Here is a 19,104-nt window from a genome sequence, read left to right as displayed (position 1 = left end):
GCACGGCCACGGCCACGGGAGCTCCGGGCCGGCACCGGCACGACCCGCAGCCCGCGTCGGACGCGGCGTCGCACGCGGCCTCCCTCACCCGTTCGCGTGACGGTGCGTAGATCCGGCCCGCTTCCGTACGGCAGGGTGGGCGGATGCAGTTGCGCCGGGCAGCCATGCCCCTGCCCCTGATCCTCGCCGCACTGACGCTGAGCGCCGGGTGCGTGACCGTACGGCCGCACGGGCCCGTCGAGCAGGCCCGCCCGGGTCCCGCAGCGGACCGGACGTCTGCTCGGGAAGCTGCGGCCGGGGCCCTGCCGTTGGGCCCGCTGCCGGCATCGGCGGACCCCTCGCCCCCGGCCGCGGCGGAGCCCGATCACGGCGAGCCTCCCGAGCTCCCCGGGGCGCCGACCGCGCAACGGTCCGCCGAGGACCGTCGGCACCGCCGGACCGGCGCGGCCGAACCCGCCCGCCCCGCGCACCCCGCTCCGGCGCCCAAGTCCCGCAAACGGCCGCCCGTGCAGCCCTGGCCGCAGCCCGCGCCGCAGCCCGCGTACGACATGACGGCCCTGTGCGAGGCGGCCAAGGGCACGGTGCCCCCGTCGATCGCCGCCCTGTGCCGATAGGCGGTTTACGCACCCGACCCGATGAGCTGATGGTCGGCAACCGGATCACTCACCGCACGGCGGACGGCGTACACGTCCCGGGAGGCTCGTCGACAGCTGGGCCCGGTCACCCTCGACGAGTTCGCCGTGATGCTGCGCTCCGGCCGGGTGGCCGCCGACCTCCCCGTGGGCGGCGAGGTGTCCGCCCACGACCTGGCCGGTGGGAGGTTTCGCCGGGCCGCGGTCGCTACGAAGACCACCGTCCGCTCCGAACTGCGCGCCCAGCGGGCCGGGGTCGAATGGCAGGCCCGCTGCGCGCACCCGGCGGCCGACGGGCCGCACCGGATCATCCGACTGGCCCCGGCCCGGCTGCCGGGGGCGGGCGGGCGGTTTCGCTTGGATGGACGGCGCGGGCCCGGACCGGAGGCCCGTACCGCCTCCACCCACTCCCAGGGAGTCGCCATGGCGAAGATCGCCCTGTTCGGCGCGACCGGCACCATCGGAGCCCTCGTCCTGCGCGAAGCGCTCGGGCGCGGCCACCAGGTCACGGCGGTCGTCCGCGACCCCGCGAGACTCGCGGGGTCGCCGGCCGCGGCCGGGGCGGAAGTGGTGCACGGTGACGTCCTCGACCCGCACTCGGTCGCCGCTGCGGCGGCCGGCCGGGACGTGGTCGTCAGTGCCGTCGGGCCCGGGGCCGGGGACCCGGGCGTCCTGGTGACCGCCGCCAAATCGCTGATCGGCGGAGTCTGCACGCTCGACGCAGAGACCCCCCGGCCCCGTGTGATCACGGTGGGCGGGGCGGGCTCGCTGCGCACCCCCGAAGGCCCGCCGGTCAGGGACGCGACGGGAATCCCCGAGGCGGTCCGCGCCGTCATGCAGGCCCACGAGAAGGCTCTGGACTTCCTGCGCACCGTGCCCGTGGAGGAGGTGCGCTGGAGCTGCCTGAGCCCCGCCGCGCAGATCGAGCCGGGCGAGCGCACCGGCACGTACCGGCTGGCACTCGACGATCTGGTCGTGGACGAGGACGGCCGCAGCCACATCTCGACCGAGGACTACGCCGTTGCCCTGGTCGACGAGATCGAACGCGACGCGCACACGGGCAAGCGGTTCACCGTCGGCTACTGACCGGGCGGCGGCCCGTCCGGGCCGTACATCGCGGTGAGTTCGGCGCCCAGCCTAGCCAGCCACTGCCGCACCTGAGGCGGATCCAGGACTTCGAGCCGCGCGCCCAGCCCGGACAGGTGGGCGGCCAGGGCCTTGGGGGCCGGACCGTCGACCCACACCTCGGTCCAGCCGTCGGGCAGCGGATCACCGACGCGCACCCGGCCGCCGAGGAGCCGTTGCAGCAGGGCCACCGCATCGGGGTGGACGCGGGCCCGCGCGGTCACCGCGTACATGCCGTCCTCGAAGGCCCGGGCCAGCGCGGCCCAGGCCGTGGCCAGGTCGAAGTCCGCAGGCCGGACCACGGGTTCGCCGGTCGGCTCCACGGCCAGGACCCGGCTGAGCCGGAAGGTGCGCAAGCCCTTCTCCGTACCCGCGACCAGGTAGTCGACCCCCGCCTTGGCGACGAGCCCGAGGGGGTCGACCGTGCGTTCGGTGGCCGGTTTGCCGACGCCCGCGTACCCGAGACGGACGCGAATCCCGTCCACGACGGCACGCTGGAGCGCGGAACGGTGCGCGGCATCGGCCGTGACGGCATTGCGCGACCAGTCCGTGGCGTCGACGACTTTGGCGCGGCTGGCTGCTTCGGCACCGGCGCGCAGGGTGGGCGGCAGGGCCCGGACCAACTTGCGCAAGGTGGCCCGCAGTTCGGGGGTGGCCGTCAGTGGGCCGGTGACGAGGAAGAGCGCCCGGATCTCGTCGGCCGTGAGCCCCGTGAGGTTGGTGCGGGCCCCACCGACGAGGGACCACCCGCCGCCGCGGCCCCGCTGCGCATAGACGGGAATACCGGACGCGGCCAGGGCCTCCAGGTCACGGCGCGCCGTGCGCTCGGACACCTCCAGCTCGGCGGCCACCTCGGGGACGGTGACCCGGCCGCGCTCCTGGAGGAAGAGCAGGGTCGCCACCAGCCGGTCGGCTCTCATGTCCCTCTTCCCACTGCTTCGGTGCTTCGGTGCTTCGGTGTCTCGCTCTTCTTCAATTCTCCTCGGAAAACTGGCCAGAAGGTGGCCACTTTTAATTCCAGGATGGACACATGAACGAGACCACGCAGCTCATCGAGACCCCTTCCGCCCCCGCCCCGTTCGACCCCCGGCAGGACCTCGCCGCGGCCGTCGAACTGGCCGGCCGTACCCTCGCCGCCGTACGACCCGACCAGTACGACGCCCCGACGCCCTGTGACGAGTTCGACGTCCGGCGGCTGTCGAGCCACCTCGTCGCCGTCGTGCGCCGGATCGCGGTGATCGGGCGCGGCGAGGACCCGTTCAGCGTCCCTTCCTTCGCCGACGAGGTCGCCGACGGCGCATGGGCGGCGGCCTGGGAGCCGGGCGCCCGCGAGGTGGCCCGGGTGTGGGCGGACCCGACGGTCCTGGACCGGTCGCTGCGCCTGCCGATGGGTGTCCTGCCGGGAGCCGCCGCCGCGGCCGTCTACACCCACGAGCTGACCGTGCACACCTGGGACCTGGCCACCGCGACGGGCCAGCGCCCGGACTGGGACCCGGCGCTGGTGGAGCGGGTGAGCGCCGTCGTACGCCGCGCGCTGCCCGCCGAAAGCCGCGGCGGGCAGGTGCCGTACGGCGAGGTGGTGGCCGTGGACGCCGACGCGCCGGCCATCGACCGGCTGGTGGCCTGGGCCGGGCGACGGCCGTAGCGGGCTGCGGGCGTCAGGGGCGGCGGCCGTGAAGCGTCGGCGTACGCGGGGATAATCGGTGGATGAGCGCGCTCCGAATACCTAGGGTGACGGCGCACCACGTCGTCGAGCAGGAGCCGGACATGCGCACCCACTATCCCCGTACACCGCATCTGCCCTGGTCGCCGGGCGCAGCCGCGGACGACGTGCGGGCCAGCGGGCTTGCGGGGCTGACCGGACGCGAGGTCGTGGTCACCGAGAAGCTCGACGGCGAGAACACCACCCTGTACCGGGACGGATCGCACGCCCGCTCGCTCGACTCGGGCCACCACCCCTCGCGGGCCTGGGTCAAGGGCCTCCAGAGCCGGATCGGTGCCGGCATACCCGCGGGCCTGAGGGTGTGCGGCGAGAACCTCTACGCCCGCCACTCGCTCGGCTACGAGGACCTGGACAGCTGGTTCTACGGGTTCTCCGTGTGGGACGGCGAACACTGCCTGGACTGGGACCGGACCGTACGCATCCTGCACGGACTCGGGGTTCCCACCCCTCGGGTGCTGTGGCGGGGCGTCTTCGACGAGCGCGCGCTGCGCAGGCTGCGGCTCGACACCACACGGCAGGAGGGCTACGTCGTACGGACGGTGGCCGGCTTCGCGCGTGCGGACTTCGGCCGGTGCGTGGCCAAGTGGGTGCGCGGCGGCCACGTGCAGACCGACACGCACTGGATGTACGCCCCCGTGGTGGCGAACGGACTCGGCCCGCAGGCCCCCCTGTGGGCGGTGCGGTCGGGCTCCGAGCCCGATGCGGCGGGGCTGGCCGCCGCGCTCTGGCCGGGTTCCCCGCCCGAGGCCGGGGTCGAGACGGTCGTCGCCGAAGTGGCGGACCGGCTGGACGCGTGGGGCCGCACCGGGGAGACCCGGCTGGCCGGCGTACTGGCCGCCCTCCTGCACCGTGCGCCGCGGGCCCGGATCGGGGCTCGGCTGGCGGCGGGGCCGCTCGGGATGCCACTCGCCCGGCGGGTCGCCGACCTGGTGGGGCTGTACCCGCGGCTCCAACGGCCCTTCCCGGACGAAGGGCGGCGGGCCGGACTGGTGCGGATGGCCTCGGCGGCCGATCTCGGGGTGTTGCACGCGCTCGCCGGGGCGGCTACCGAGGGGGACTCCGGGGCTCGGGACTGCGTGGAATGGTCCGCGCTGTACGCCGAGGAGGCGGGGTTGCTCGGCCCCGATCCGTTGGGCCCGCTGCGCGCCGGCGTACGGACGGCGCTCGACGGTCTCGGTACGGACGCGGCCGACCGGTGTTGGGCCGAGGCCCAGGAGGCCCTCGGGCGGGGCGGTGTCTCCACCGCCGAGGAGGCGGTCGCCGCGACCTGGCGCTGGCGCGACGGCGGCTTCCCGCGGCTGGTGCAGCTGTGCGGGCCCTCAGGCAGCGGGAAGAGCACGTACGCCAGGAACCTGCCGGACGTGGACGCGTACGTCAGTCTTGACGACCTGCGCACCGCACGGGGTTCCCGGGCCGATCAGCGGGCCAATGCCGACGTGCTGCGCGAGGGCCTGGACCGACTGGACGCCGCCCTGGCCGCCGGCGGCACCGTGGTGTGGGACGCCACGTCCCTGACCGAGCAGCAGCGGGGCTTGGCCTGCTCGGTCGCGCAGCGCCGCGATGCGCTGGTCACCGTGGCCGTGGTGCTGGTCGAGGAGGAGGAGCTGCTCCGGCGCAACGCCGTCCGCCAGCACCCCGTACCGCCTGGGGTGCTGGCCTCCCAACTGCACCGGTTCAGCCCGCCCTATCCCGGACACGGGCAGGCGCACCGTACCTGGTACATCGGCGCGGGCGGGACCGTGGAGGACACCGCGGGAACCCTCGCGACAGCGGAAGCGGGCGAGGACGGCTGATGCGGACCAGTGAGGAGCTCTACCACCAGGTCCGCTGGGACCCCCGGTTCGACCCGGCACGGTTCGTGTTCGGCCTGCACCAGCGCGGGGCGCCGCCGAAGCGTATCCCGCTGCACTCCTTCGTGCCCGGCGGCGACATCCCCTGGCACCGGGTACTGTTCGTCGAAGCGGACGGCGAGCTCGTGTGGGACCGGGCGAGCGGTGTGGACCGGATCGACTCCACGCACGCCGGGCGGCTCCGCGAACCGCGGGTGCTGCGTGCGCCGTTCTTCACCGTACGGACCCCGCACGCGTGGGACCCGGCGGGCGGCGGCGCATGGCGGCCGGTCGGCTCCGGGGCGCCCGGGTCGGGGACAGCCGGGTCCGGGTCGGGGGGACCGGTTCCGGGGCCGGAGCGGGTGCGGCTGCTGACCTGGAACACCCTGTGGGACCGGTACGACGCCCCGCGCATCGACACCGCCCGGCGCAGGCCGCTGCTGCTCGCCGACCTGGCAGCCGCGGACGCCGATGTGATCGCCCTCCAGGAGGTCGAACCCGCCCTGCTCGCCATGCTGTTGGCCGAGCCGTGGGTACGGGCCGGGTACACGGTGGGCACCGACCCCCGCGGCAAGGACGTGGACTCCAGCGGGCTGCTGGTGCTGAGCCGGCTGCCGGTGCGGGAAGTGGGGCTGCACCTGCTCGGGCCGCACAAGGCGGTCACCGCGGTGACGGTGGACACTGCGACGGGCCCCCTCGTCGTCGCCTGCGTACACCTGACGAGCGATCACACCGAGAATGGCGCCGAGCGGCGCCGGCTCGAACTGACGGCGATCGCGGATGGCTTGAGCGGCGTCGAGGCGGACGTCGTACTACTCGGCGACTTCAACGACGGCCGGTCCGGAGCCGAGGGGCCCGCTGCCGCCCTCGGCATGCGGGACGCCTGGAGCGAGCTGCACGGAGCGCATGACGCTACGCCGACCTTTGATCCGGTGGCCAACCCCCTGGCCGCGGTGGGCTCGTTGTCGGGCCGGGCCTCCCGACTGGACCGGATCCTGCTGCGCTCGGCGCGCGCGCAGGTACGGCGCGCCGCCCTACGGGGCGACTCCCCTGCGCAGAACGGACTGTTCATCTCCGACCACTTCGGGATGGAGGCCACTCTTGACTTCGTGGAAGGGGGTGAGCGGCCCGCAGGGCTCGACCAGCGGGCGACCCCCAGGACGGCGGTGGCGTGGCTGCCGCCGCACGACCCGGCGGTCCAGGAGCTGCGCCGGGAGCACGACCCGGCGGTCCACCGCTGGCCGGCCCACGTGAACCTGCTGTTCGGCTTCGTACCGGAGTCCTCCTTCGAGGAGGCGCTGCCGGTGCTGGCCGAAGTGGCCGCGGGGACGGCGCCGTTCGAGGCCCGATTGGCGGGGGTCCACAGTTTCGGGCACCGGCAGGACGCCACCGTGTGGCTGGACCCGGCGGCGGCCGGCGCCACGCCGTGGCAGCAGCTGCGGCGGGCACTCGCCGAGCGGTTCCCGGGATGCCGCGGGCGCGGCGAGGGCTTCACCCCGCACCTGACGCTGGGCCGTAGCCGCGAGCCGCAGCGGGCGACGACGGAGTTCGCCGCGCGACTGGGCGACAACGGGACGGGAAGCGGGTTGGGGGCCGGGACGTCGGCCCGGGTCGGGGAACTGGCGGTGCTGTCGCGACGCGGGGACGGGCCGATGCGGGTGCGTGCGGTGGTGGAACTGGGCACCGGCGCGTGGCGCTGGGTGCCGGAGGCGCCCCCGGAAGCGGAAGCGACGCCGGCGCACGGGGACGGGGCCGGGGACGTCACCGCGCGGATCGCGGAAGCGCTGGGCGACGGGGTACTGCACGTGGCCGGATCCCGCCGCATGGGCTGCGCCCTTCCGGGGGCGGACCTCGATCTGGTCGCGGCGCTCCCGGGCGGGATCGGCCTCGCAGAGGTACGGGAGCGGGTCGCAGCGGCGCTCCCCGAGGCCGAGCGGGTCCGGGAGGTCGTCGGTGCGCGGGTGCCGGGGATGCGGCTGCGGGCGGGCGGGCTGGACGTGGACCTGGTGGTCGTCGCCACCGGAGCGGTGGACCCGGCCCGGGCGGTGGCGCGGCGGGCGGAGTTGGGCCCGGCGGCCGCGGTCGCACTGAGCGCGGTGAGCGATGCCGATGCGGTACGGGACGCCGTCGGCCCCGAGCGGCGTGCGGCGTTCGCTCGGCTGGCACGGGAGGTGAAGGCCTGGTCCCGGGCCCGGGGGCTGGACTCGGCTCCCTTCGGGGGGTTGCCCGGACTGGCCTGGGCGGTACTGGCGGCACGTACGGTCAGCGAAGCCGTCGACCTGTCCCCCGCGGCCCTGCTCCGGGAGTTCTTCGGGAACTGGGCGGCCTGGGACTGGCGCGACCCGATCGCGCTGACGCCCTCGACCGAGGATCGGCAACCGCGTCCGCAACCGGGTCCGGAGTGCGACCCCGTCACGGTCCTCACGCCCTCCGCACCGGTCCGCAGCTGCACGACCCAGGTGGACCCCGGGCTGCGCGACCTGCTGGGGCGCGAGCTCTACCGGACGTGGGAACTCCTGGAGGCGGCGCCCGAGGCGTTCGATCGCGCCCTGGCCGCCCCACCACTGCACCGCCGGCACTCGGCGTGGGCGGTGGTGACCGTACGGGGCGACGCCCCCCGGGAGTTCGAGGAGCGTCTGGGCCGGGCGAGGGGGCGGATGCGCGCCCTGCTGGGGGCGCTGGCGGAGGCCGGCGTCCGGGACGCGCACGCCTGGCCGCGCCCCTTCGCGTCCTCCCCCGTCTCGGCCCGCTACGCCATAGGGCTCGGGCGGACCCCGCCGGATGCGCTCGGGCTGTCCGCCCTGGCCGGCCGCTGGTGCGCCGACCTGCCGGGCGTCGAGGTCGCTCGGACGGAGTGCGGGGCCGTTCCCTCCCTCGGGTGAGCCCGGCCCCGGGCTCGGCCCCGGGCTCGGCCCCGGGCCGGGGCCCGCGGGCTTCTGACGACAAGTAGCGAACACAGTGCACCACCTGCCCTCGGATCGAGGCCACGCTCCGAACGCTGCCGACGCTCCGTCATCCTCACGGGCACGGCGGGACGGAGCGGTCAGGAGCCTCAGTAGATCCCCGCGGGATTTTTTCGTCAACACTTTTCACAAGGATTGAAGAAACTCCGAGTTCACAGGCCCGCCGGGCCGTGACATGACATGAAGCGTTCACTTCGTGAACGCTGAAACCCTTGACGACCCTCGTGGCGGGCAGTTCACTCACGCTTCGATCCCCCGGATCCACGACGTCAGGAGAGCCCCCCATGTCACGTCTCTCGGACCATCCGCCGCGACTGACGGTCGCGGCCCTCGCCGCCGCGCTGGTCGCAGCCCTCCTCGTGCTGCTGCCGGGTACCACCGCCCACGCCGCGCCCGTCCTGCTCTCGCAGGGCAAACCCGCCACCGCCTCCAGCCAGGAGAACGACGGGACCCCGGCCTCCGCCGCCGTCGACGGCAACATCGGCACCCGCTGGTCCAGCCGGTTCGCCGACCCGCAGTGGATACAGGTCGACCTCGGGGCCCCCGCCCGGGTCGAACAGGTGGTGCTGCGCTGGGAGACCGCGTACGCGACGGCGTACCGGATCGAACTGTCCGGCGACGGCAGCACCTGGAGCACCGCCTACGCGACGACCGCCGGCGCGGGCGGGATCCGGACCCACGACGTCACGGGCACCGCACGCTACGTCAGGGTCTACGGGACCCAGCGCGCCACCCAGTGGGGCTACTCGCTCTACGAGTTCCAGGTCTACGGCACTGCCGGCGGCGGCCCCACCCTCCCCGGTGGCGGCGACCTCGGACCCAACGTGATCGTCTTCGACCCGTCGACGCCCAACATCCAGGCCAAACTCGACGAGGTCTTCCGGAAGCAGGAGTCGGCCCAGTTCGGCTCGGGCCGCTACCAGTTCCTGTTCAAGCCGGGCACGTACAACGGACTCAACGCCCAGATCGGGTTCTACACCTCCGTCTCGGGGCTGGGCCTCAGCCCAGACGACACCACCATCAACGGCGACGTGACCGTGGACGCCGGCTGGTTCGGCGGCAACGCCACCCAGAACTTCTGGCGTTCGGCCGAGAACCTGGCGCTCAATCCCGTCAACGGCACCGACCGATGGGCCGTATCGCAGGCGGCGCCCTTCCGCCGCATGCACGTCAAGGGCGGCCTCAACCTGGCTCCCGACGGCTACGGTTGGGCCTCGGGCGGCTACATCGCCGACTCGAAGATCGACGGACAGATCGGCAACTACTCGCAGCAGCAGTGGTACACCCGCGACAGCCAGATCGGCGGCTGGGGCAACGGCGTCTGGAACCAGGTCTTCTCCGGGGTCCCGGGCGCGCCCGCGCAGGGCTTTCCCGACCCGCCGTACACCACGCTCGACACCACCCCCGTCTCCCGCGAGAAGCCCTTCCTCCACCTCGACGGCACCGAGTACAAGGTGTTCGTCCCCGCCCGCCGGGTGAACGCGCGCGGTACCTCCTGGGGCAACGGCGCACCGCAGGGCACCTCGATCCCGCTGAGCCGGTTCTACGTGGTCAAGCCGGGCACGACCGCCGCGACGATGAACCAGGCGCTGGCCCAGGGCCTGCACCTGCTCTTCACCCCCGGCGTCTACCACGTGGACCGGACCATCCAGGTCAACCGCCCGGACACGGTCGTCCTCGGTCTCGGCCTGGCCACCATCGTCCCGGACAACGGGGTGACCGCGATGAAGGTCGCGGACGTGGACGGGGTGCGGCTCGCCGGGTTCCTGATCGACGCGGGCCCGGTCAACTCGGCGAGCCTGCTGGAGGTCGGTCCGGCCGGCACCACCACGGACCACGGCGGGAACCCGACGACCGTGCAGGACGTGTTCCTCCGGGTCGGCGGCGCAGGCGCCGGCAAGGCCACCGTCGGCATGGTGATCAACAACCACGACACGATCGTCGACCACACCTGGATATGGCGCGCCGACCACGGCGACGGGGTGGGCTGGGAGACCAACCGCTCCGACTACGGGTTCCGCGTGAACGGTGACGACGTACTGGCCACCGGGCTGTTCGTCGAGCACTTCAACAAGTACGACGTGGAGTGGAACGGCGAGCGCGGCCGTACGATCTTCTTCCAGAACGAGAAGGCGTACGACGCCCCCGACCAGGCGGCGATCCAGGACGGTGCGACCAAGGGCTACGCGGCCTACAAGGTGGCCGACTCCGTGACCACCCACGAGGGTTGGGGCCTGGGCAGCTACTGCTACTACAACGTGGATCCGACCATCCGTCAGGACCACGGGTTTCGGGCGCCGGTGAAACCGGGCGTGCGGTTCCACGACCTGCTCGTCGTCTCGCTCGGCGGCAAGGGCCAGTACGAGCACGTCATCAACAGCACGGGCGCGCCGACCTCGGGCACGTCGACGACCCCGTCCACCGTCGTCTCCTTCCCCTGATCCGCCTCCCCTGATCCGCCTCCCCTGATCCACCGGCGGGGGCCCCGGCCGCGCGGCACGGCCGGGGCCCCTTGACGACCGCATGACCGCGCGGCTCACGGACGCCCGGACGACGGCGGGGCGGCCCGACGCGGCGCGGCGTCCTGGCCTGCGGCACCGGACCGACCGACCGTCAGACCTCCAGGACGATCTTTCCTGCGGCGCGGCCGGTCTGGCTGAGCTCGAAGGCCGCCGCCAGCTCTGACAGGGGGAAGGTCCGCGCGATGGGGACCGTGAGCTGCCCGCTGTCGGCGAGCCGGCCCAGCTCGGCCAGGCCGTCTGCGTCGGGCCGTACCCACATCCACTGGCCGCCCGCGCCGAGCACGCTCTGGTCGGCGATGGAGGCGTGTCGGCCGCCCTTGGCCAGGACAGCTTGGGTGACGTCGAGGACTCCGCCGACGAAGTCCGCGGCGACGGTGACGCCGTCGGGGGCGAGCGCACGCACCCGGTCGATCAGGCCCTCCCCGTACTCGACGGGATCGCAGCCCATCTCGCCCAGCCTGTCGTGGTTGCGAGGGGAAGCCGTTCCGATGACCCGGGCGCCCAGCGCCCGCGCGATCTGCACGCCGAAGGACCCCACCCCGCCCGCGGCGCCGTGGATCAGGACGGTGTCGTCCTTGCCGGTCGCGAGGCGGGTCAGCAGTTGGTAGGCGGTGAGCCCGGCCAGCGGGAGCCCGGCTGCCTCCTGCCAGCTGAGCGAAGCCGGCTTGGCCGCGAGGGCGCGTACGGGCACGCTGACGTACTCGGCGAAGGTCCCGCCGTGCACGTAGTCCTTGCGGGCGTACGCGATGACCTCGTCACCGACCGAGAACTCCGGGACGTCGATCCCGAGCCGCTCGATCGTGCCGGCCACGTCCCAGCCGGGGACCACCGGGTACATGACGTCCATCAGGCCGTCGAGCCCACCCGCCATGATCTTCCAGTCGACGGGGTTGACGGCGGCGCACCGGACCCGGACGAGGACCTCGCCGGGGGCGACCTTGGGCATCGGCAGCCGGGTTTCGGTGAGCACCTCCGTCCCGCCGTACGTCTCGTACGCCATCGCCCGCATGGTGTCCTCGGACATCTACCCGACCTCTCCGTCAGCTGTGAGCCGCGATCCGTGATCTGTGGAAGCACCCCTTCCCCATCCCACCACGAAAGGCCGTGCCCGCCCCGAGAGGCGGGGCGGGCACGGCGCGGCGCGCCACGGTACGGCACGGCACAGCACGGCACAGCGCGCACGACGGTCCGTGACTCACAGGGCCCGGTGCGCGGCGATCACCTCGGCGTAGCGGCGGCCACTGGACTTGATCGTCCGGCGTTGGGTGGCGTAGTCGACGTGGACGAGGCCGAAGCGCTTGTCGTAGCCGTAGGCCCACTCGAAGTTGTCGAGCAGGGACCAGGCGTAGTACCCGGCCAGCGGAGCGCCGCGGCGGGCGGCGCGGGCGCAGGCGGCCAGGTGACCCGTCAGGTACGCGGACCGCTCGGGGTCGTGGACGCTGCCGTCGGGGGCGACACGGTCCTCGTAGGAGGAGCCGTTCTCGGTGACGTGGATTCGGCGGGCCCCGTACTCCTCGGTCAGCCGCATCAGCAGGGTCTCCAGGCCGTTCGCGTCCACCTCCCAGTCCATGCCGGTGCGCGGCACGCCGGGCCGTTCGACCTGGCAGGCGTACGGTGCGGGGCCGGCCGGGTCGGCGCGGACGATCTGCGGGAAGTAGTAGTTCAGGCCGATCCAGTCGAGCGGGGCGGCGATGGTGTCGAGGTCGCCGGGGCGTTCGGGGAGGTCCACGGCGTAGACCTCGCGCATGTCGGCGGGAAAGCCGCGCCCGTGGACGGGGTCGAGCCACCAGCGGTTGACGTGTCCGTCCATGCGGAGGGCAGCCGCCCGGTCCGCTGCGCCGTCGGTGGCTGGTTCGACGGTGGAGAGGTTGTTGACGACCCCGATCTGCGCGCCGGGGGCGGCTGTGCGGACGGCCCGGGCCGCGAGGCCGTGTCCGAGTAGCAGGTGGTACGAGGCGCGGACGGCGGCCGGCAGGTCGGTCCAGCCGGGAGCCATCCTGCCTTCCAGATGGCCGATCCATGCCGAGCACAGCGGCTCGTTCAGGGTGGCCCACTGGGTGACCCGGTCGCCGAGTCGGCCGGCGACGAGACCGGCGTACGCGGCGAAGTGCTCGGCGGTCGCCCGCTCGGGCCAGCCCCCTCGGTCCTGGAGGGCCTGGGGTAGGTCCCAGTGGTACAGGGTGACGCTGGGGGTGATCCCGGCCTCCAGCAGGCCGTCGACGAGCCGGTCGTAGAAGGCCAGGCCCTTGGGGTTGGCCGGGCCGTCCCCGCCGGGAACCACGCGCGGCCAGGCGACCGACATCCGGTAGGCGTTCGTGCCGAGTTGCCGCATCAGCGCGATGTCCTCGCGCCACCGGTGGTAGTGGTCGCAGGCGGTGTCGCCGTGGTGGCCGCCGGCGACGGCTCCGGGGGTGTGGGAGAAGGTGTCCCAGATGGAGGGGGCCCGACCGTCCTCGTCGACGGCCCCCTCGATCTGGTAGGCGGAGGTCGCGGTACCCCAGGCGAAGTCGCGGGGCAGGGCGGCGAGGTCGATGGGGTCGCATTCGGGGGCTCGGTCGACGCGGGTGTCGGAGAGGGTCACTTGACGGCTCCTGCGGTGAGTCCGGCCACCAAGTACCGCTGCAGCAGCAGGAATCCGGCGACGACGGGGATGCTGACGACGAGCGAGGCGGCCATGATCTGGTTCCAGTAGACGTCGTTCTGCGTGGAGTAGCCCTGCAGGCCGACGGCGAGCGTGCGGGTGGTGTCGTTGGTCATGACGGAGGCGAAGAGGACCTCGCCCCAGGCGGTCATGAAGGCGTAGACGGCGACGGCGACGATGCCGGGGACGGCGGCCGGGACCACGACCCGCAGCAGGGCTCCGAGCGGCCCGCAGCCGTCGACGGTGGCCGCTTCGTCGAGGTCGCGGGGCACCGCGTCGAAGTAGCCGATGAGCATCCAGATGGAGAAGGGGAGGGAGAAGGTCAGGTACGTGAGGACCAGCGCGCCGCGGGAGCCGTAGAGGGCAACTCCGGTGCTGTTGCCGATGTTCACGAAGATCAGGAACAGGGGCAGCAGGAAGAGGATCCCGGGGAACATCTGGGTGGAGAGCACGGTGACGGTGAACAGGCGCTTGCCGCGGAAGCGGTACCGGCTGACCGCGTAGGCCGCGAAGACGGCGACGATGACGGAGGCGGCCGTGGCGGAGCACGCCACGATCAGCGAGTTCACGAAGTACTCGGCCAGCGGGACCGTGTGCCAGATGTCGACGTAGGGGCGCAGGGTGAGCCCGCTGGGGATCCACCGGAAGCGACCCGTGACGTCCTGGAGCGGTTTGAGGGAGCTGGTGACCATCACGTAGACGGGCAGCAGCACGAACCCGGAGAGCAGGGTGAGGAAGACGGCGCGGACCACCCGGAAGGATGCGGGCGGGTCCGTCGCCGATCGGCGCTCAGGCATCCGCGTTCCTCCGTCCTCGTGTCGTCACGAGCAGGTACCCGGCGGTCACGAGCAGCAGGAAGAGCAACAGGAGGACGGACATCGCCGATCCGGTGCCGAAGTTCCAGGTGACGAAGCTGGATTGGTAGATGTGGAGGGAGATCAGGTCGGCGGCTTCGGGAGCCGCTCTGCCGAACAGCACGAACGGCGTGTTGAAGTCGTTGAAGGTCCACAGGAACAGCACCAGGACCAGGACCTGGTTGACCGCGCCGACCGAGGGAAGGGTGATCCGCCGTATCTGCTGCCAGATGTCGGCGCCGTCCAGTGCGGCGGCCTCGTACAGCTCCCCGGGGACGTTCTGCAGGGCGGCCGTCACGATGAGGAAGGCGAAGGGCCAGCCCTTCCACACGGAGACCGTCAGCAGGGCCCAGAAGCTGTTGTCGCCCAGGAGCCAGAAGGTGTGTTCGCCCCCGACGAGACCCAGTTGGTCGTGCAGGACGTGGTTCACCAGGCCGTTGTCCCTCTGGAACATGAACGCCCAGGTAATGACGGCCGTGTAGACGGGCAGGGCGTACGGGACCAGGAACAGGGCGCGCAGGATGCCGCGCCCACGGAACCCCTCCTGCATGAACACCGCCGCCGCGGTGCCCAGCAGCCAGCACAGGCCGACGGAGAGCAGGGTGAAGAGGCAGGTGGTGAGGAAGGAGCGCAGGAGGGCCTCTCCGACGGGCCGGTTGACGTCGACGGCGAGTTCGTAGTTGGCCAGCCCCGTCCAGGGGGCCCGGGTCCAGTCCCGGATGAAGAACTGGGTCAGCTGCCGGAAGCTCATCAGGACGCCCATCACCATCGGGAGGAGGTGGATGAGCAGTTCCAGGAGCAGGGCGGGCAGGAGCAGGAGGTAGGGCAGGGCGCCGCGGCGCAGGCGTGCGGTCCGGAGGCTCATCGGGCCGACTCAGCTCGCCATCTGCTGCTGGGCCTTGGTGAGTTTCGCCCTGACCGAATCGGTGGTCACCGGGCGGCCCGCCGCGGCGTCGGCGAAGAGCTCCTTGACGGCGGTGCCGACGGCGGTCTCGAACTGGGACTCCTGCGGGACCTGCGGGAGCGGGGCGGCGCTGGTGGCCAGGGTGGTACGGAGCACGGCGAGGTCGTCGTCGCCGGAGGCGGGGTCGCTCTGGGCGGCCTTGACGGGCGGTACGGAGCCGTAGGTCTTGTTGAGGATCTTCTGTTCCTCGTCGCTGGTCATGAACTTCACGAACTTGAGGGAGCCGTCGATGTTGTCGGTGTTCTTGAACACGGCCAGGTTGATGCCGGCGACCATGGAGTTGGTGGTTCGGCCGGTGCCGGGCGTACCGCCGGCGGGCACGGGGACGGGGGCCACTCCCCAGTCGCCCTCCTTCATGCCGTGGCTCTTGAAGGAGGAGGCGGCGCTCTGCCACAGGACCATGGCGGTCCTGCCCTGGGCGAAGTCCTGGAGGGACTGGTTCTGGGCGTACTCGGCGTTGCCCGGCGCGATGATCCCGTCCTTGGCCATCAGGTCGACGTACTGCTTGACCGCGTCGACGGCGTCCGGGCCGTCGAAGGTGGGCCTGCCGGCCGCGTCGAAGAAGTCCGCGCCGTGCTGCTTCGCGAAGACGAAGGCCTGGTGGATGTTGTTGGACGGGTTGGAGCCCTCGGCGCCCAGCGCCCACTTGCCGTCCTTGGACAGCTTGCGGCCGGTCGTGACCATCTCGTCCCAGGTGGCCGGGGGCTTCTCGATGCCCGCCTCCTGGAACATCTTCTTGTTGTAGTAGAGCGCGTACGCCATGGAGTAGAGCGGGACGGCGGCCGGGTCCTGTCCGGCGGCGCCCGCCGCACCGATGGCCGACTCCACGAAGCGGTCCTTGCCGCCGATGGCGTCGAAGTTCTCGGCGTCCCAGGGCAACAGGGCTCCGGTGGCCTGGAGGGAGGCGGACCAGGTGTTGCCGATGTTGAGCACGTCGGGGCCCTGACCGGAGGCGGTGGCGGCGAGGATCCGGTTGAGCAGGTCCGACCAGGGGACGACCTCCAGTTTGACCCTGATGCCGGTCCGCTCCTCGAACTTCTTCAGCTCCGGGCCGAGGGCCGCCCGGTCCGCCGCGAGGTCGGGGCCCTGGTTGGAGGCCCAATAGGTGAGCTCCTTCGGGGCGGTGTTGGTACCGCCTCCGTGGTCCGCGGTGCCGCCGCCGCACGCGGTGGCACCGGCGGCGAGCAGGGAGACGGCGACGGCGGTGGCAGCGACGGCTCGGGTTCTGCGCATGGCGGATCGGCCCCTTTCGGCAAGGTCGAGAGAAGGCCGGCGGGGTGTTCTCGGCTCGGGCACTTCGCCGACGCCCGCTCCATCCAGGCCTTAATTTAGGACGTGAGTTAAGCCTCGGGAAAGGGTCGCGTCAAGGGGTCCCGCAAGGGTATGTTGCGAGCGACGGCAGGGCGGAAGGAGCCAGATGACCACAGGGCGTAGCGGCCGTACGGTACGGGACCTGCGGCGCGGCAACCGCAGCGCCGTACTCCAGCGGCTGTACTTCGGCGGCGCGATGAGCCGGCAGGAACTGGGGCCCGCCACAGGGCTGAGTTCCGGTTCCGTCAGCAACGTGGTCGGCGAACTCGTCGCGGACGGACTGCTGGAGGAGGCCGGCATCGTCGACTCCGACGGCGGCCGGCCGCGCACCCTGCTGCGCGTGGCTCCCGGCAGCGCCCACATGATCGGGGTCGACGTCGGCGAAACCCGGGTCCGCGTCGAGCTGTTCGACCTGGCGCTGACCGAACTCGCCCGCACCGAATTGCCGTTGCGGCCCCGCGGCTGCTACGACGTCGGCCCGATCGTGGACCACGTCCGGACCGGGATCGCCACCGTCCTCGCCGAGGCCGGGATCGGAACCGAGCGGCTGCTGGGCGTCGGCGTCGGCGTCCCCGGAATCGTGGACCGGGAGGCTCCGGGCGGAGCGGTGGTGTACGGACAGACCATTGGGTGGGACGCGGTGCCGCTGGAGGCGCTGCTGCGGGCCACCGGAGCCCTGCCGGACGAGGTCCCGTACATCATCGACAACGGCGCGCGCACCCTCGGCCAGGCCGAGATGTGGTTCGGGGCCGGGCGCGGAGCCCGGGAGGCCGTCGTCGTCCTGTTCGGCTCCGGTGTCGGTGCGAGCCTGATCACGGACGGCTCGCCCGACGGGGGGACGACCGAGGGCACCCCGCTGGAGTGGGGGCATCTGACCGTGTCGGTCCGGGGACGACGCTGTCGCTGCGGGGCGCTCGGCTGCCTGGAGGCGTACACCGGGGCCGAGGCCCTGCTGGCCCGCTGGGCCGAGCGGGGCGGCGGCGCCGTGCAACCGGTCGACGGCGCGATGGCCGACACGGTGGACGAGGAAGAGGCCCTGTCGGCCCTGCTGGCGGCGGCGGTCGCGGCGGATCCGGTGGCCCAGGAGGTCCTGGACGAGACCGCGGAGTACCTGGGCGCGGGCCTGTCGGACCTCATCAACCTGTTCCAGCCGGCGCGCATCCTGATCGGCGGCTGGGCGGGGCTACTGCTGGGCCCGCACATCCTGCCCGCAGTGCGGGAGCACGCGACGAGGTACGCGCTGCGCCATCCCGCCGAGCGCGTCTCCATCGACCTGGGCTCACTGGGCCCGGACGCCGTCACGGTCGGGGCGGCGACGCTCCCGCTGTCGGCGTTCTTCGCCACCGGCGGACGCCGCACCACCCCGCAGCCGCAACCCGAGGCGCCCGGCTGGCGCACCGCCCTCGAAGTCCGCGGGAAGTCCGCGGCCCGGCGGGGCTGAACAGGTTGAACGGGCTGGTCGGGCTGGTCGGGCTGGTCGGGCTGGTCGGGCTGCCCCGGCCGAGCCCGGGAGCGCCGGAGGGCGGAGGAGCGGGAGTACCCCGGTCACGCGTCCGCCGTGGGGCCGGCACCTGCCTGCCCGGTGAGCGCGTGCCCGGTGAGCGCGTCCAGGAACGCCGTGGTGAGCGGGTCGGGGTACGGACGAGTGTACGCGGCCAGCATCCGGCGCACCGGCGGCTCGGGGCGCAGGACGCGGCCCGCGAATCCGGGCGGTAGGACGCTCTCGGGGACCAGGGCCGGGCCCAGCCCGGTGGCGGCCAACAGGGGTGCGGCGGCGGTCTGTTCGGTCCGCACGGCGGCCCGCGGCCGGAAGCCCGCTTCCGCACAGGCCTGGTCCACCACATCGGCCAACCCGTTGCCGGGGGCGTAGTGCACCCACGAGCGGTCCGCCAGGTCCGCGAGGCTCACCCGGTCCGGCGCCGGATCGTCGGCGGGGACGGCCACCACGAACTCCTCCCGCCCCAACTCCCGTACAGGACCGTCCCACGCCCGGGGCTCCGGGCCCACGGCGAGGTCGGCGCGGCCCGCGGCCATGGCGGCCAGCAGGGCGTCGGTGTGCGGGAACTCCATCAGGCGGATGCGTACCTGCGGATGGCGCTCGTGCCAGGTACGCAGGACGGGGAGCAGGATCCCGAGGGTGATCGAGTACACGGCGGCGACCTGGATCTCGCCGCCGTCCAGGCCCACGGCGCGGCGGGCGGCAGTGCGGGCCCGTTCGGCGTCGGCGAGCGCCGCGCGGGCGTGCGGGAGCATCGCACGGCCCATCGGGGTCAGCCGGACCGCGCGCGGTAGTCGTTCCAGCAGCGCTCCGCCCGTGGCCCGCTCCAGCGCACGGACCTGGTGGGACAGGGCGGGCTGGGACACGTGGAGCAGTTCGGCGGCCCGGGTGAAGGAGCCGGAGTCGACGACGGTGACGAGGTATTCGAGCTGCCGCAACGTAGTCATGAGCAAATGTTATGGCAGCAGTAGAAACCAAGTCTTGGACGTATGGACTCCGGGCGAGGGAGAGTCGTGAGCAGCGGCCCCCGCCGCTACCGCCG

General features: G+C 72.9%; 14 protein-coding genes. 7 read left to right on the top strand and 7 right to left on the bottom strand.

The window, feature by feature from the left end:
- Positions 1-143: 143 nt before the first annotated feature.
- Positions 144-614 (top strand): hypothetical protein, encoded by a 471-nt coding sequence (locus ABZZ20_RS02180; protein ID WP_356865763.1) that lies wholly within the window; start codon positions 144-146, stop codon positions 612-614.
- A 441-nt stretch (positions 615-1,055) separates the two neighbouring features.
- Entirely contained in the window at positions 1,056-1,718 is a 663-nt protein-coding gene (locus tag ABZZ20_RS02175) for an NAD(P)H-binding protein (RefSeq protein ID WP_356866134.1), read from the top strand.
- Here the strand turns inward: ABZZ20_RS02175 and ABZZ20_RS02170 are convergent.
- Positions 1,712-2,677, bottom strand: coding sequence for a WYL domain-containing protein (locus ABZZ20_RS02170; RefSeq protein ID WP_356865761.1), 966 nt, complete (start codon positions 2,675-2,677; stop codon positions 1,712-1,714). The two genes, ABZZ20_RS02175 and ABZZ20_RS02170, sit on opposite strands and share 7 nt — an antisense overlap.
- A gap of 110 nt (positions 2,678-2,787) precedes the next feature.
- On the opposite strand from ABZZ20_RS02170, the gene ABZZ20_RS02165 reads away from it, so the two are divergent.
- The 4 genes from ABZZ20_RS02165 (at position 2,788) to ABZZ20_RS02150 (ending at position 10,713) form a co-directional block, all read left to right on the top strand.
- Positions 2,788-3,402 (top strand): TIGR03086 family metal-binding protein, encoded by a 615-nt coding sequence (locus ABZZ20_RS02165; protein WP_356865759.1) that lies wholly within the window; start codon positions 2,788-2,790, stop codon positions 3,400-3,402.
- A gap of 122 nt (positions 3,403-3,524) precedes the next feature.
- Positions 3,525-5,273, top strand: a complete 1,749-nt coding sequence (locus ABZZ20_RS02160) for an RNA ligase family protein (RefSeq protein ID WP_356866132.1) — start codon at positions 3,525-3,527, stop codon at positions 5,271-5,273.
- On the top strand, positions 5,273-8,191 hold the full coding sequence (locus ABZZ20_RS02155) for a poly(A) polymerase (protein WP_356865757.1): 2,919 nt from the start codon (positions 5,273-5,275) through the stop codon (positions 8,189-8,191). Before ABZZ20_RS02160 ends, ABZZ20_RS02155 begins: the two co-directional genes overlap by 1 nt.
- Before the next feature lie 365 nt (positions 8,192-8,556).
- Positions 8,557-10,713 carry a discoidin domain-containing protein gene (locus tag ABZZ20_RS02150; protein ID WP_356865755.1) on the top strand — a complete coding sequence of 719 codons (2,157 nt, stop codon included), beginning with the start codon at positions 8,557-8,559 and terminating at the stop codon, positions 10,711-10,713.
- Positions 10,714-10,885: 172 nt separating this feature from the next.
- Here ABZZ20_RS02150 and ABZZ20_RS02145 read toward each other — a convergent pair whose 3' ends face one another.
- The 5 genes from ABZZ20_RS02145 to ABZZ20_RS02125 form a co-directional block, all read right to left on the bottom strand.
- Positions 10,886-11,803, bottom strand: coding sequence for an NADP-dependent oxidoreductase (locus ABZZ20_RS02145; RefSeq protein WP_356866130.1), 918 nt, complete (start codon positions 11,801-11,803; stop codon positions 10,886-10,888).
- Positions 11,804-11,989: 186 nt separating this feature from the next.
- Positions 11,990-13,375: a GH1 family beta-glucosidase gene (locus tag ABZZ20_RS02140; protein ID WP_356865753.1), complete on the bottom strand. Its 1,386-nt coding sequence runs from the start codon at positions 13,373-13,375 to the stop codon at positions 11,990-11,992.
- Positions 13,372-14,232, bottom strand: a complete 861-nt coding sequence (locus ABZZ20_RS02135) for a carbohydrate ABC transporter permease (protein WP_356865752.1) — start codon at positions 14,230-14,232, stop codon at positions 13,372-13,374. The genes ABZZ20_RS02140 and ABZZ20_RS02135 overlap by 4 nt, the downstream gene beginning before the upstream one ends.
- Positions 14,225-15,154, bottom strand: coding sequence for a sugar ABC transporter permease (locus ABZZ20_RS02130; protein WP_356865750.1), 930 nt, complete (start codon positions 15,152-15,154; stop codon positions 14,225-14,227). The genes ABZZ20_RS02135 and ABZZ20_RS02130 overlap by 8 nt, the downstream gene beginning before the upstream one ends.
- A gap of 9 nt (positions 15,155-15,163) precedes the next feature.
- A complete protein-coding gene (locus tag ABZZ20_RS02125) occupies positions 15,164-16,486 on the bottom strand; it encodes a sugar ABC transporter substrate-binding protein (protein ID WP_356865748.1) in 1,323 nt (440 codons plus the stop codon).
- A 184-nt stretch (positions 16,487-16,670) separates the two neighbouring features.
- Here ABZZ20_RS02125 and ABZZ20_RS02120 point away from each other — a divergent pair, with 184 nt between their 5' ends.
- Positions 16,671-18,005: an ROK family transcriptional regulator gene (locus ABZZ20_RS02120; RefSeq protein WP_356865746.1), complete on the top strand. Its 1,335-nt coding sequence runs from the start codon at positions 16,671-16,673 to the stop codon at positions 18,003-18,005.
- 104 nt (positions 18,006-18,109) lie between these two features.
- Here ABZZ20_RS02120 and ABZZ20_RS02115 read toward each other — a convergent pair whose 3' ends face one another.
- Complete coding sequence (locus ABZZ20_RS02115) at positions 18,110-19,009, bottom strand: LysR family transcriptional regulator (RefSeq protein WP_356865744.1); 900 nt, start codon at positions 19,007-19,009, stop codon at positions 18,110-18,112.
- Positions 19,010-19,104: the final 95 nt, after the last annotated feature.

Origin of the sequence: Streptomyces sp. NPDC006430 (genome assembly GCF_040612395.1) — a bacterium.
Classification (GTDB): Bacteria; Actinomycetota; Actinomycetes; order Streptomycetales; family Streptomycetaceae; genus Streptomyces.
This window is presented reverse-complemented; position numbering and strand designations above follow the sequence as displayed.

Bases quoted from the DNA above. Each gene is read 5' to 3' on its own strand.
- ABZZ20_RS02180 (WP_356865763.1), top strand. From the start codon at position 144: ATGCAGTTGCGCCGGGCAGCCATGCCCCTGCCCCTGATCCTCGCCGCA.
- ABZZ20_RS02175 (WP_356866134.1), top strand. From the start codon at position 1,056: ATGGCGAAGATCGCCCTGTTCGGCGCGACCGGCACCATCGGAGCCCTC.
- ABZZ20_RS02170 (WP_356865761.1), bottom strand. From the start codon at position 2,677: ATGAGAGCCGACCGGCTGGTGGCGACCCTGCTCTTCCTCCAGGAGCGC.
- ABZZ20_RS02165 (WP_356865759.1), top strand. From the start codon at position 2,788: ATGAACGAGACCACGCAGCTCATCGAGACCCCTTCCGCCCCCGCCCCG.
- ABZZ20_RS02160 (WP_356866132.1), top strand. From the start codon at position 3,525: ATGCGCACCCACTATCCCCGTACACCGCATCTGCCCTGGTCGCCGGGC.
- ABZZ20_RS02155 (WP_356865757.1), top strand. From the start codon at position 5,273: ATGCGGACCAGTGAGGAGCTCTACCACCAGGTCCGCTGGGACCCCCGG.
- ABZZ20_RS02150 (WP_356865755.1), top strand. From the start codon at position 8,557: ATGTCACGTCTCTCGGACCATCCGCCGCGACTGACGGTCGCGGCCCTC.
- ABZZ20_RS02145 (WP_356866130.1), bottom strand. From the start codon at position 11,803: ATGCGGGCGATGGCGTACGAGACGTACGGCGGGACGGAGGTGCTCACC.
- ABZZ20_RS02135 (WP_356865752.1), bottom strand. From the start codon at position 14,232: ATGCCTGAGCGCCGATCGGCGACGGACCCGCCCGCATCCTTCCGGGTG.
- ABZZ20_RS02130 (WP_356865750.1), bottom strand. From the start codon at position 15,154: ATGAGCCTCCGGACCGCACGCCTGCGCCGCGGCGCCCTGCCCTACCTC.
- ABZZ20_RS02125 (WP_356865748.1), bottom strand. From the start codon at position 16,486: ATGCGCAGAACCCGAGCCGTCGCTGCCACCGCCGTCGCCGTCTCCCTG.
- ABZZ20_RS02120 (WP_356865746.1), top strand. From the start codon at position 16,671: ATGACCACAGGGCGTAGCGGCCGTACGGTACGGGACCTGCGGCGCGGC.
- ABZZ20_RS02115 (WP_356865744.1), bottom strand. From the start codon at position 19,009: ATGACTACGTTGCGGCAGCTCGAATACCTCGTCACCGTCGTCGACTCC.